This window comes from Kitasatospora sp. NPDC086009, assembly GCF_044540385.1.
Lineage (GTDB): Bacteria > Actinomycetota > Actinomycetes > Streptomycetales > Streptomycetaceae > Kitasatospora.
In genome coordinates, this window is record NZ_JBITSA010000002.1 from 82119 (window position 1) to 95143 (window position 13025).

Consider the following 13025-nt stretch of genomic DNA (forward strand, 5'->3'; position numbering starts at 1 on the left):
GCCCCCGCCCATGAACCCCGGAACACCGCACTCTGGAGCGCACGAGACGTGAGCAACATCCCCGAGACCGGCCGTACCCGGCGGGTGACGATCCGTCTGGTGGTACTGCAGATCCTGGTGCTGTCGCTGCTCGCCACCCTCGGTGGCCGGCTCTGGTACCTGCAGATCCGCAACGCCAGCGTCTACACCGCCAAGGCGACCGGCAACCACATCCGCGAGGTCGTCGAACCCGCCGTGCGCGGCGAGATCCTCGACGCCTCGGGCCGCATCCTGGCCGGCAACGAGACCCGGCTGGTGGTCTCGGTCAGCCGCACCTCGCTGCTCCAGCAGAAGGACGGCGGCAAGGCGGTGCTGGGCCGGCTCGCCGAGGTGCTCGGCATGCCGGCCAAGGACGTCCAGGAGAAGGTCCGGCTCTGCGACGCCAAGACGCCGCAGCCGTGCTGGAACGGCTCGCCGTACCAGCCGATCCCGGTCACCAAGGAGGCGACCACCCAGCAGGCGCTGCAGATGATGGAGCGCCGCGAGGACTTCCCCGGGGTGACCGCGCAGCCCACCGCCGTGCGCCACTACACCGGCGTCGAGGGCGCCAACATGGCCCAGGTGCTCGGCTACCTCTCGCCGGTGACGGACGAGGAGGTCAGCAAGACCGCCGACAAGACCGGCCTGGACCGCTACCTGCCGGCCGACCAGATCGGCCGCGCCGGCCTGGAGTCGGTGTACGACCGCGACCTGCGCGGGACGGCCGGGATCACCAAGCTGGAGGTGGACAACCTCGGCCGGGTGATCGGCAACGCCGGCATCGTCGAGCCGCAGACCGGCAACAACCTGGTGACCAGCATCGACGCCCGGGTGCAGAAGGTCGTCGAGGACAACCTGGCGCAGGCGATGAACGACGCCAGGAAGACCTTCGACAAGGTGACCAACCGCAACTACGAGGCCGACTCCGGCGCCGCGGTCGTCATGGACGTGCACACCGGGCGGATCGTGGCGATGGCCAGCGCGCCGACGTACGACCCCAACCTCTGGCAGGGCGGTATCTCCGGCAAGGACTACCAGGCACTGACCAGCAAGGACTCCAACTTCCCGCTGCTGAACCGGGCCATACAGGGTCAGTCCGCGCCCGGCTCGACCTTCAAGGTCATCTCCACCACCGCCGCCGTGCAGGCCGGCTACTCGCTGGACGGGACGTACCCGTGCCCGAAGAGCATGACCATCGGCGGCCGTGAGTTCAAGAACTTCGAGAGCGAGAGCTTCGGCTCGATCACGCTGGAGAAGGCGCTCGAAGTCTCCTGCGACACCGTCTTCTACGGGCTGGCCTACGACCAGTGGATGAAGGACGGCGGCATCAAGCCGAAGAAGGAGACCGCCGACTGGTTCTTCAAGACCGCCCACCAGTTCGGCCTCGGCGCCAAGACCGGCATCGACCTGCCCAGCGAGGTCACCGGCCGGGTGCCGGACCGGCAGTGGAAGCAGTCCTTCTACGACAACAACAAGGACGCCTGGTGCCGGCAGGCGGAGAAGGGCGGCAACACCTTCTCCGACCAGATCGCCCGGGAGAACTGCGTCGACGGCTACCAGATGCGCGCCGGTGACTCGGTCAACTTCGCGATCGGCCAGGGCGACACCCTCGTCACCCCGATCCAGATGGCCCGGATCTACTCGGCGCTCGCCAACGGCGGCACCTTCTACCGGCCGACCGTCGCCAAGGCGGTGATAAGCCCGGGCGGGGAGCTCGTCCGCGAGATCGCCCCGCACGAGGACGCCAAGTTCCCCGGCGACCAGAAGCTGCTGAGCTACATCGACCAGGCCACCGCGGGCGTCGTCACCAGCGGTACCGCCGCCTGGAAGTTCACCGGCGCCGGCTGGCCGCAGGGCAAGATCGAGCTGCACGCCAAGACCGGCACCGCCGAGGTCGAGGGCAAGCAGACCACCTCGTGGCTGACCACCTACAGCGGCGACTACGCGGTCGTGATGACGATAAGCCAGGGCGGCACCGGCTCCGGTGGCTCCGGCGACGCGATCCGACGGATCTACCAGTCGCTCTACGGCGTCGACGACAAGGGCAACATCGACAACGGCAAGGCACTGCTGCCCAAGCCGCAGGCCGAGCTGCCGAAGTTCAACGCGGACGGCACCGCCATCATCAAGCCGGCCGGCTTCACCGCCGCCGCCGGGGACCCGGGCGTGACCGGCGGCTCGCCGCGGGTCTTCCTGGACCCGGCACCGCCGGCCGGCCCGCCGATCGCGCTCGCCGCGGTGGACGCCGCCGCCGTCGAGCCCAACCGGAGCACCGGAAGGAGCCGGACATGACCTCCTACGGCTCGTACCGCCAGCTGCGGCTCGCCCCGCAGCGCAGCGGGGTCTCGAAGGCCCTCGCCAAGGACTCCCCGCTCTGGCGGATCGACTGGATACTGCTGCTGGCCGCGATGGTGCTGTCGCTGGGCAGCTCGCTGCTGGTCTGGTCCGCCACCCGGGGGCGGGACTCGCTCACCCACGGCGATCCGCAGTACTTCCTGTTCCGGCACCTCACCAACGTGGTGATCGGACTGGTGCTGTGCGCGGTGGTGATAGGGATAGGGAGCCGGCGGTTCCGCACGGTGGTGCCGTTCCTGTACGTCGCGGTGATCCTGCTGCTGGTGGCCACGCTGAGCCCGCTCGGCTCGACCATCAACGGCCAGCACTCCTGGATCCAGCTCGGCGGTGGCTTCTCCGTCCAGCCGGCCGAGTTCGCCAAGCTGGCGATCGTGCTGGCGATGGCCGTGGTGCTGTCCGACCAGGTGGACGCGGGGGAGCGGGAGTTCCCCTCGCACCGGGCGGTCTTCCGCGGACTGGTCTGGGCCACCGTGCCGATGGCGATCGTGATGCTGATGCCGGACGCCGGGTCGGTGATGGTCATGGCCGTCATCGTGCTGGGCATCCTGCTCGCCTCCGGCGCGGCCAACCGCTGGGTGTTCGGGCTGATCCTGGCCGGCGTCGGCGGCTGCGTGGCGATCTGGAAGCTCGGGGTGCTGAGCAAATACCAGATCGACCGCTTCGCGGCCTTCGCCAACCCGGCGCTGGACCCGTCCGGAGTGGGCTACAACACCGCCCAGGCCCGGATCGCGATCGGCTCGGGCGGGCTCACCGGCAAGGGCCTGTTCCACGGGACGCAGACCACCGGGCAGTTCGTGCCGGAGCAGCAGACCGACTTCGTCTTCACGGTGGCCGGCGAGGAGCTGGGCTTCCTCGGGGCGATGGCCATCATCGTGCTGCTCGGCGTGGTGCTCTGGCGGGCCTGCCGGATCGCCCGGCACGCCACCGACCTGTACGGCACCATCGTGGCCGCCGGAGTGGTCGCCTGGTTCGCCTTCCAGGGCTTCGAGAACATAGGGATGTGCCTGGGCATCATGCCGGTGGCCGGCATCCCGCTGCCGTTCGTCTCCTACGGAGGGTCGTCGATGTTCTCGACCTGGGTGGCGATCGGACTGCTGCAGGCGGTGCAGAGCCAGCGGCCGATAGCGGCCTGAGCGCACGGACGCACCGGCGGGGCCGGTCCGGGGTCACCCCCCCGGACCGGCCCCGCCGCCGTGCGGGCGGCCCGCCGCTACCGGCTCCGGCCGCGCAGGCAGGCGGCCGCGGCGAGCACCGCGCGGGTCTGGTGGGCGGTCTGGACCTCCACCGGCACCCAGCGGGCGCCGAAGCGGTGGCGCAACTGGTCCAGGCTCTCGGTGACGATCCCCAGCGCCCGCTCGCGGGCGGCGTCCACGGCCGGACCCCCGGTGTCCGCCAGCAGGCGCAGCAGCACCGAGGCCACCCGCAGCGGGATCCGCGCGGCGGCGAGCCCGGCGGTGGTCACCCGGGAGACGGTGAGCGGCTGGGCGCACCACTGCTCCAGCCACTCGTCGGCGACCGGCGAGCAGACCGCCAGCGTGAACTCCACGGCGCGCACCATCGGGCCGTAGGCCCGGCGGGCGTGCGGCGGGACGTGTACGAGCAGGCCGGACAGCTCCTCGGCGCGGTCCCGCAGCACCCGGGCGGCGGTCCCGACCGCCTGCCGGACGGCCGGGTGCCGGCGGCCGTCCCCCACCGCGTCGACGGCCCACATCGGCACCTCCAGGACGGCCGTCACCCCGCCGTGGCGGCCGGCGTACGACCAGGTGGACAGCTCGGGCTCGTCCGGGAGCGCCCGGGACAGGCCGGAGCCGCCGGGCGCGGGCATCAGGTACGTCCCGGGGGCGGGGCTGGCCCAGCCGACCGCGTCGTACGAGTCGACGTCCAGCGGGACGGCGCCGCGCGCCGCCGAGCGGCCGAAGCGCTCGGACAGGCCCGGGACGGGCCCGGTGAGCTGCACGAAGGCGCCGCCGAAGTCCACGCCGTGCAGGGAGCACTGCAGGAACGGCCGCAGCTCGTCGATCAGACCGGTCAGCGCCAGGCTCTCCGGCATCGGCGCGCGGTCGGCGCCGGCGGGCGGCAGCAGCTCGGGCTGCTCCTCGAAGGAGGGCCGGAAGAAGTGCTCGTAGTGGCGGCGCATGGTGAGCGGGCCGTCCAGCCAGCCGGCGTTGAACGCGGCGCCGTCCGGGTCCAGGCAGGGCAGGATGTGCCAGGAGACGCCCGGCCGGGGCGGGTGGTCCAGCAGCCGCTCGGCCAGCCGCAGGGCGCTGCTGACGCCGACCGGCTCGTTGGGGTGCGGGCCGCCGACCACCAGGACGGCGTCCGGGCCCGCGTCCACGGAGAGCAGCAGCAGCGGGTGCCCGGCCCGGGAGCGGCCCACCTCCCGCAGCCGGCAGCGGCCCGGATGGCGGCGGGCGAGCCGGCGGGCCGCCGCCTCGGCGCGGGCCACCGTGAGGTAGCGGTCGGCCTGCTCGGGCGCGGGGTGGCACTGGGGCACCCGCCGGCCGGTGTCGGTCATGTCAGGAGGCCGGTGTCGGTGCCGTCGTGCATGGTCAACTTCCTTGTCCCGATGGCGTGCAGGGCCTCCCGGCGGAGCCCTGCCAGTACCGCATGGGCCGTCCGGGGCTGTCAACAGCCGATTCGACCCCCGCTCGGGGGCCGGCCCAGGCCCGCGGCCGGCCGGAGCGTCCCGGGATTCGGCTACCCTTGAGGGTCACCCCTCCCAGCCGTCGCGCACCACCCCACCGGGTCCGATGCCAGCGACACCATTCAACGTCGTAAGGGTTCCTAGTACATGACTGTCGAATCGGTCTTCCCACGCCTGGAGGCCCTCCTCCCGCACGTCCAGAAGCCGATCCAGTACGTCGGCGGCGAGCTCAACTCGACCGTCAAGGACTGGGACGCCTGCGACGTCCGCTGGGCGCTGATGTACCCCGACGCCTACGAGGTCGGCCTGCCCAACCAGGGCGTCATGATCCTCTACGAGGTGCTCAACGAGCGCGAGGGCGTGCTCGCCGAGCGCACCTACAGCGTCTGGCCGGACCTCGAAGCGCTCATGCGCGAGCACGACGTCCCGCAGTTCACCGTGGACGCGCACCGGCCGGTCAAGGCCTTCGACGTGTTCGGGCTCTCGTTCTCCACCGAGCTCGGCTACACCAACATGCTGACCGCGCTCGACCTGGCCGGCATCCCGCTGGAGGCCCGCGACCGGACGGTGGACGACCCGATCGTGCTGGCCGGCGGCCACGCCGCGTTCAACCCCGAGCCGATCGCCGACTTCATCGACTGCGCGGTGGTGGGCGACGGCGAGCAGGCCGTCCTGGACATCACCGAGCTGGTCCGCGGCTGGAAGGCCGAGGGCCGCCCGGGCGGGCGCGACGAGCTGCTGCTGCGCCTGGCGCGCACCGGCGGCGTGTACGTCCCCCGGTTCTACGACGTGGAGTACCTGGCCGACGGCCGGATCGCCCGAGTGGTGCCGAACGCGCCGGGCGTGCCGTGGCGGGTCTCCAAGCACACCGTGATGGACCTCGACGAGTGGCCCTACCCCAAGCAGCCGCTCGTCCCGCTCGCCGAGACGGTGCACGAGCGGATGTCCGTCGAGATCTTCCGCGGCTGCACCCGCGGCTGCCGCTTCTGCCAGGCCGGCATGATCACGCGCCCCGTGCGGGAGCGAAGCATCACCGGCATCGGCGAGATGGTGGAGCGCGGGCTGAAGGCCACCGGCTTCGAGGAGGTCGGCCTGCTGTCGCTGTCCAGCGCCGACCACACCGAGATCGGTGACATCGCCAAGGGCCTGGCCGACCGCTACACCGAGGACAAGATCGGTCTGTCGCTGCCGTCCACCCGGGTCGACGCCTTCAACATCGACCTCGCCAACGAGCTCAGCCGCAACGGCCGCCGCTCGGGCCTCACCTTCGCCCCCGAGGGCGGCAGTGAGCGCATGCGCAAGGTGATCAACAAGATGGTGTCGGAGGAGGACCTCATCCGCACCGTCTCCACCGCGTACGGCAACGGCTGGCGCCAGGTGAAGCTGTACTTCATGTGCGGCCTGCCCACCGAGACCGACGAGGACGTCCTCCAGATCGGTGAGATGGCGAAGAACGTCATCCAGAAGGGGCGCGAGGTCACCGGCCAGAACGACATCCGCTGCACCGTCTCGATCGGCGGATTCGTGCCCAAGCCGCACACCCCGTTCCAGTGGGCCCCGCAGCTGTCCGCCGAGGACACCGACGCCCGGCTGGCCAAGCTGCGCGACTCGATCCGCGGCGACCGCAAGTACGGCAAGAACATCGGCTACCGCTACCACGACGGCAAGCCCGGCATCGTCGAGGGCCTGCTCTCCCGGGGTGACCGCCGGATCGGCGCCGTCATCCGGGCGGTCTACGAGGACGGCGGCCGTTTCGACGGCTGGCGCGAGCACTTCTCCTACGACCGCTGGATGGCCTCGGCCGCGAAGGGCCTGGCCGGCACCGGCGTCGACGTCGACTGGTACACCACCCGCGAGCGCACCTACGAGGAGGTGCTGCCCTGGGACCACCTGGACAGCGGCCTCGACAAGGACTGGCTCTGGGAGGACTGGCAGGACGCCCTCGAAGAGGTCGAGGTCGACGACTGCCGCTGGACCCCGTGCTTCGACTGCGGTGTCTGTCCTCAGATGGACACGGCCATCCAGATCGGCCCGACGGGCAAGAAGCTCCTGCCGCTGACGGTCGTCAAGTAGGGCGGCGCACGCCATCGCGGGACCCCGGCCGGGCGCTCCGGCCGGGGTTTCGCGCATCCGGGCTGACCAGGGGCGGAGCGAAGGTGGCGCGCGGGCGCGTACCCTTTGGGTGACAGAGTCCGGAGAGTGGCGCGATCGTGTCACGCCGGACGGGGACATCTGACTAAGGACTGAGCGACTCTGGCACGCCGTACGCCCGACGGTCCGCCGCCCGCGCCGACGGTGCAGCGGATCCGTCTCCGCTACACCAAGCGCGGCCGGCTCCGCTTCACCAGCCACCGCGACTTCCAGCGCGCCTTCGAGCGCGCCCTGCGCCGGTCGGCCGTGCCGATGGCCTACTCGGCCGGCTTCACACCGCACCCGAAGGTGTCCTACGCCAACGCGGCCCCCACCGGGGTGGCCAGCGAGGCGGAGTACCTGGAGATCGGCCTGGCGGCCCACCGCGACCCCGAGGAGCTGCGCGCGCAGCTGGACGAGTCGCTGCCGAAGGGCCTCGACATCATCGACGCGGTCGAAGTCCGGACGCCGAACTTCGTCGAGCGTCTGGAAGCCTCCGAATGGCAGGTCCGGCTGGACGGTGTCACCGGGCCGGAGGCGTCCCGCGCGGCCGCCGCCTTCCTCGCCGAGGAGCGGGTCGAGGTCGAACGCCGCACCAAGAACGGCGTGCGCGTCTTCGACGCGCGCGGCGCGGTCGCGGCGCTGGAAATCCTCTCGCCGCAGGTCGACGACGGTGCGGACACGGAGGGCGAAGGGGCCCGCGATGTTCGGACCGGCCGTGCCTGTGCGATACTGCGCCTGGTAGTACGACACGCCACACCAGCCGTACGACCCGACGACGTATTGTCCGGTCTCCGTGCGACGGCTGACCTGGCGCCGCCGGTCCCCGCAGAGGTGACCAGGCTGGCGCAGGGGCCGCTCGACGAGGAGACCGGCACGGTGACCGACCCGCTGGCGCTCGACCGCGCCGCGGCTCCGGTCGGCCCTGTGGCCGCCGACGAGCCGCGCGCAACCGCGTCCGCCTAGCGGGCGGAGGCCTGGTCCAGTGCCTCACTGGACCCGTTGGTCCTCCAGGCCCCCGCGGCTCCCCAGGGGAGCGAGCGTCGTCGAAGCACAGGCCGGCCTCTTGCGGCCCGCCGACCCGGATGGTCGGTGGGCCCGAGGTCCCCGTCCGGGAGCCACCCGGGGTTGGGGAACGGCGCAGCTTGGGAAAACCTCAGAAGACTGGGCAGACCAGAAGACTTTCGACACCCCGCCGCGTGCGGGGCGCCGAGCGAGACTACGAGCCCCTGTGCGGCCTCGCGTCCGCACGGCGGCACCAGGAAAGGGTCCGGCCCGAGCATCCTCGTGATGCCGGCCGGCCACCGGTGCCCTGCCGTGCCCGGATACGGAGCCCGGGGGCCTGACGGGAGATCCACCCGCATGCTCGATAACACCGATCCGCAGCAGAACGCGGCGACGGAACCGAACGAGAACACCGCCGCCACCGGCGACGGCACGACCGGCGCACCGCCGCGCCGCCGCCGCCGTGCGGTGTCCCGCCCCGCGGGCACCCCGCAGGGCGCGGCCGCCGACGGCGCCGAGACGGTCATCGCGACCGAGGCGCCCGCCGCCGAGGCCCCCGCCGTGGAGGCGCCGGCCGCCGAACCGGCCGCCGAGAAGCCGGTCCGGGCCCGCCGGACCCGCAAGCGGGCCGAGGCGCCCGCCGGGGCGCCGGAGGCCACCCCGATCGTCGTGACGCCGGCCGAGGCCGAGGCGCCCGCCGCCGAGGCCCCCGCCGCGAAGGCGCCGGCCGCCGAGCCGGCCGCCGAGCCCGTGGCCGAGAAGCCCGCCAGGGCCCGCCGGACCCGCAAGCGGGCCGAGGCGCCGGTGAGCGCGCCCGCCGCGGCCGACGCACCCGTCGAGACCCCGGTCGAGGCCGCACCCGCCGAGGCGCCCGTCGCCGAGGCCACGCCGGTCGAGGAGGCCCCCGCGGCCCCCGCCCGCCGCCCCCGTCGCCGCCGCGTGGCCGAGGCCGCGCCGGTCGTCGAGGAGGCCCCGGTCGAGGAGCCCGCCGCGGAGGAGGAGCCCGCCGAGGAGGCCGAGGCCGTCGCGCCCGCCGCCGAGCCGGAGCCCGCCCCGGCCCCCGCGCCGGTCGCCGAGGCCGAGCCGACCCACCGGGTGCGCCGCCGTGCGGTCCGCCCGTCCACCGCGATCTTCCAGGCCCCCGTCTTCCAGGAGCCGGCCCCCTACACCGCGCCGTCGGCCCAGGCCGCCGCCGCCCCCGTCGCGGCCGCGGCCGCCCCGGCCGAGACCCCGGCTCCGGCCGAAGCCCCCGCCGTGAAGAGCACGGAGGAGGACGAGTACGAGTACAGCGGCGTCGGCCGCCGTCGCCGTACCCGCACCCAGGTGCGGGTGCAGACCCCGAACCGCCGCAGGTCGGCCGCCGCCGCTCCGGTGGCGCCCGCCGCCCCCGTGGTCGAGGCCCCGGTCGCGCCGCCCGCCCCGGTCGCGGCCCCGGCCGCCGTCGAGGCGCCCGCCGCCGGTCCCGAGGCCGAGGACGAGTGGGAGGACGGTCGTCCGTCCCGCCGTCGCCGCCGGGGCGGCCGCCGCCGCCGTCGTGGCGAGGCCGAGGACTTCGAGGCCGAGACGGCCGAGACCGAGCAGCCCGTCCAGGAGCCGGCCGCCGAGGCCGAGGCCGAGGACGAGGACGGCGAGGACGACGACGACCTGTCGGTCGGCCTGGCCTCGTCCCGTCGTCGCCGTCGTCGCCGCCGTCGCAGTGGCGAGGCCGGTGCCGGCGAGGCCGCCGAGACCACCGAGGACGGCGTCCGCACGGTGGTGAAGGTGCGCGAGCCGCGCCGCCGCTCCACCGAGCCGTCGTTCGACCCGGACGAGGTGCAGTCCATCAAGGGCTCCACCCGACTGGAGGCCAAGAAGCAGCGCCGCCGTGAGGGCCGCGAGCTGGGCCGCCGCCGGGTGCCGATCATCACCGAGGCCGAGTTCCTGGCCCGTCGCGAGTCGGTCGAGCGCGTCATGGTGGTGCGCCAGAACGGCCAGCGCACCCAGATCGGCGTCCTCGAGGACGGCGTGCTGGTCGAGCACTACGTCAACAAGGAGCAGGCCACCTCGTACGTCGGCAACGTCTACCTGGGCAAGGTCCAGAACGTGCTGCCGTCGATGGAGGCCGCCTTCGTCGACATCGGCAAGGGCCGCAACGCGGTGCTGTACGCCGGTGAGGTGAACTTCGGCTCGCTGGGCGGCCACGGTGGCCCGCGCCGGATCGAGTCGGTGCTGAAGTCCGGCCAGTCCGTCCTGGTGCAGGTCTCCAAGGACCCGATCGGCCACAAGGGCGCCCGCCTGACCAGCCAGATCTCGCTGCCCGGCCGCTACCTGGTCTACGTGCCCGAGGGCTCGATGACCGGCATCTCGCGCAAGCTGCCCGAGAACGAGCGGGCCCGTCTGAAGCAGATCCTCAAGAAGATCGTCCCGGACGACGCGGGCGTCATCGTGCGCACCGCCGCCGAGGGCGCCTCCGAGGACGAGCTGACCCGTGACGTCCAGCGCCTCCAGCAGCAGTGGGAGGAGATCCAGAAGAAGGCCGCGACCGGCAACGCCCCCGCGCTGCTCTACGGCGAGCCGGACATGACCGTCCGGGTCGTCCGCGACATCTTCAACGAGGACTTCACCAAGGTCATCGTCTCCGGCACCGAGGCGTGGAACACCATCCACGACTACGTCTCCAACGTGGCCCCCGACCTGGCCGAGCGCCTGCAGCGGTGGACCTCCGAGGTCGACGTGTTCGCGACCTACCGGATCGACGAGCAGCTGATGAAGGCGCTGGACCGCAAGGTCTGGCTGCCCAGCGGCGGTTCGCTGGTGATCGACCGCACCGAGGCGATGGTCGTCATCGACGTCAACACCGGCAAGTTCGTCGGTCAGGGCGGCAACCTCGAAGAGACCGTCACCCGCAACAACATCGAGGCGGCCGAGGAGATCGTGCGCCAGCTGCGGCTGCGCGACCTCGGCGGCATCATCGTGATCGACTTCATCGACATGGTGCTGGAGTCCAACCGGGACCTGGTGCTGCGCCGTCTGCTGGAGTGCCTGGGCCGGGACCGGACCAAGCACCAGGTGGCCGAGGTCACCTCGCTGGGCCTGGTCCAGATGACCCGCAAGCGGGTCGGCCAGGGCCTGCTGGAGTCCTTCTCCGAGCCGTGCGTCCACTGCAACGGGCGCGGCGTGATCGTCCACATGGAGCAGCCGAGCAGCCACGTCCACACCGGCGGCGGCCACGCCGTCGCGGCGGGCGAGCCGGCCTCGGGCGGCGGCAAGCGCCGACGCCGGGGCAAGGGCGGCGGCGCCCAGGACGAGGCGCAGACCGTGGTCGAGGCCGACATCGAGGCCGACATCGAGGCTCCGGAGCACGAGGAGGTCGAGGGGCAGCTCGCGATCGACGTGCCGGTGGCCGAGGTCGAGGCCGAGGCCGTCGTCGAGCCGGTGGCCCAGCCGGTGACCGAGCCGGTGACCGAGCCGGTGGTCGTCGAGGAGACGGCCCAGCCGAGCCTGGTCGAGATCCCCGCCGCCACGGCGGCGCCGGCCGGCCGCACCCGCCGCCGGGCGGTGCGCAAGGCGACGGCTCCGGCCGGGGCGCCCGCCGAGGCCGAGATCGTGGTGCTGCAGGCCCGTGCCGACGCGGCGCTGCAGGCGGCCTTCGCGGCCGTCGAGACGCCCGCCGAGGCCCCGGCCGAGCCGGTGGCGGAGGCCGTCGAGGCACCCGTCGAGGCGCCGGCCGCGGCCGAGCCGGTCGCGACGGAGCCCGAGGCGGCCGCGGAGACCGGCACGCCGGAGCCCGCCGCCGAGGCCGCCCCGGCCGAGGAGCCCGCCGAGGAGGCGCCGGCCCCGAAGAAGCGGGCCGCCCGCAAGACCACCGCGAAGAAGACGGCCGCCAAGAAGACCACCACCACGGCGGCCGCCGCGAAGAAGACCACCGCCCGCAAGACCGCCACCAAGCGGACGAGCGCGGCGGCCAAGAAGGCCGCGGCCGCCGAGGGTGATTCGGCAGCCGAGTAGTGCGTCGGTCCGGGGCGGGCTCGCGCCCGCCCCGGACCGGGACGGCCCGGTTTGCCCCCGAGGGGGCCGGTCCGTATTCTTGACCCTCGGCGTGTCTACGCCGTCGCTCCCGAACACATCACCTTCCGGGCCCCTCGTCAGAGGAGTCGGGGAGAGGCCCCTGTGTCCGTACCCAGGTGGCTGGCATCTGGAGCTCCGACCGAGTTAGGAAAGTGGGTACCGCATGTACGCGATCGTTCGCGCAGGCGGCCGCCAGCACAAGGTCGCCGTCGGCGACGTGCTGGAGATCGACCGTATCGAGGCCAAGCCGGGTGACTCGGTGGAGCTCTCCACCATCCTGGTCGTCGATGGTGAAGCTGTCACCTCCGACCCGTGGGTGCTGGCCGGCGTGAAGGCTCACGCCGAGGTGGTCGACCAGACCAAGGGCGACAAGATCGTCATCCTGCGCTACAAGAACAAGACCGGTTACCGTCGCCGCCAGGGTCACCGCCAGCAGCACACTGCTGTGCGGATCACGAGCATCGACTCCGTCAGCAAGTAAGGGGATAGCGAGATGGCACACAAGAAGGGCGCAAGCTCTACCCGGAACGGCCGTGACTCGAACGCCCAGCGCCTCGGCGTGAAGCGCTTCGGCGGCCAGGTCGTCTCCGCCGGCGAGATCATCGTCCGCCAGCGTGGCACCCACTTCCACCCGGGCGCCAACGTCGGCCGTGGTGGCGACGACACCCTGTTCGCGCTGTCCGCCGGTGCGGTGCAGTTCGGCACCCGTCGCGGCCGCAAGGTCGTCAACATCGTGGCCGTCGAGGCCTGAGTCCGACAAGACTCACAATGAAGGGTGGGCCGGAATGATCCGGTCCACCCTTCATGCTTGAGAAGCAGGCAACAC

At 72.7% G+C, this 13025-nt stretch carries 8 protein-coding genes; 7 read left to right on the forward strand and 1 reads right to left on the reverse strand.

Annotated elements, in window-relative coordinates:
* The first annotated feature begins 48 nt into the window (after positions 1-48).
* The gene (gene mrdA, locus ACIF6L_RS06040) at positions 49-2310 is read left to right on the forward strand and encodes a penicillin-binding protein 2 (protein ID WP_329487628.1); all 2262 of its coding nucleotides are present in this window, start codon (positions 49-51) and stop codon (positions 2308-2310) included.
* Positions 2307-3506: a rod shape-determining protein RodA gene (gene rodA / locus ACIF6L_RS06045; protein ID WP_352289164.1), complete on the forward strand. Its 1200-nt coding sequence runs from the start codon at positions 2307-2309 to the stop codon at positions 3504-3506. Before mrdA ends, rodA begins: the two co-directional genes overlap by 4 nt.
* Positions 3507-3583: 77 nt before the next feature.
* On the opposite strand, the gene ACIF6L_RS06050 is transcribed toward rodA, so the two are convergent.
* The gene (locus tag ACIF6L_RS06050) at positions 3584-4888 is read right to left on the reverse strand and encodes a M14 family zinc carboxypeptidase (RefSeq protein ID WP_329487626.1); all 1305 of its coding nucleotides are present in this window, start codon (positions 4886-4888) and stop codon (positions 3584-3586) included.
* Positions 4889-5164: 276 nt separating this feature from the next.
* Between ACIF6L_RS06050 and ACIF6L_RS06055 the strand changes: the two genes are divergently transcribed.
* From ACIF6L_RS06055 to rpmA, 5 genes are all read left to right on the forward strand, one after another.
* Positions 5165-7090 (forward strand): TIGR03960 family B12-binding radical SAM protein, encoded by a 1926-nt coding sequence (locus ACIF6L_RS06055; RefSeq protein WP_359808015.1) that lies wholly within the window; start codon positions 5165-5167, stop codon positions 7088-7090.
* A 222-nt stretch (positions 7091-7312) separates the two neighbouring features.
* The gene (locus ACIF6L_RS06060) at positions 7313-8113 is read left to right on the forward strand and encodes a TIGR03936 family radical SAM-associated protein (RefSeq protein ID WP_359808016.1); all 801 of its coding nucleotides are present in this window, start codon (positions 7313-7315) and stop codon (positions 8111-8113) included.
* Between the two features lie 396 nt (positions 8114-8509).
* Positions 8510-12139 (forward strand): ribonuclease E/G, encoded by a 3630-nt coding sequence (locus ACIF6L_RS06065; protein ID WP_396487043.1) that lies wholly within the window; start codon positions 8510-8512, stop codon positions 12137-12139.
* Positions 12140-12362: 223 nt separating this feature from the next.
* Positions 12363-12680 carry a 50S ribosomal protein L21 gene (gene rplU, locus ACIF6L_RS06070; protein WP_030397424.1) on the forward strand — a complete coding sequence of 106 codons (318 nt, stop codon included), beginning with the start codon at positions 12363-12365 and terminating at the stop codon, positions 12678-12680.
* A 12-nt stretch (positions 12681-12692) separates the two neighbouring features.
* Positions 12693-12950 (forward strand): 50S ribosomal protein L27, encoded by a 258-nt coding sequence (rpmA, locus tag ACIF6L_RS06075; protein ID WP_329487622.1) that lies wholly within the window; start codon positions 12693-12695, stop codon positions 12948-12950.
* Positions 12951-13025 lie beyond the last annotated feature (75 nt).

Coding starts and splice junctions, on each gene's coding strand:
- ACIF6L_RS06055 (WP_359808015.1), top strand. CDS start 5,165: ATGACTGTCGAATCGGTCTTCCCACGCCTGGAGGCCCTCCTCCCGCAC.
- rodA (WP_352289164.1), top strand. CDS start 2,307: ATGACCTCCTACGGCTCGTACCGCCAGCTGCGGCTCGCCCCGCAGCGC.
- rpmA (WP_329487622.1), top strand. CDS start 12,693: ATGGCACACAAGAAGGGCGCAAGCTCTACCCGGAACGGCCGTGACTCG.
- ACIF6L_RS06065 (WP_396487043.1), top strand. CDS start 8,510: ATGCTCGATAACACCGATCCGCAGCAGAACGCGGCGACGGAACCGAAC.
- rplU (WP_030397424.1), top strand. CDS start 12,363: ATGTACGCGATCGTTCGCGCAGGCGGCCGCCAGCACAAGGTCGCCGTC.
- ACIF6L_RS06050 (WP_329487626.1), bottom strand. CDS start 4,888: ATGACCGACACCGGCCGGCGGGTGCCCCAGTGCCACCCCGCGCCCGAG.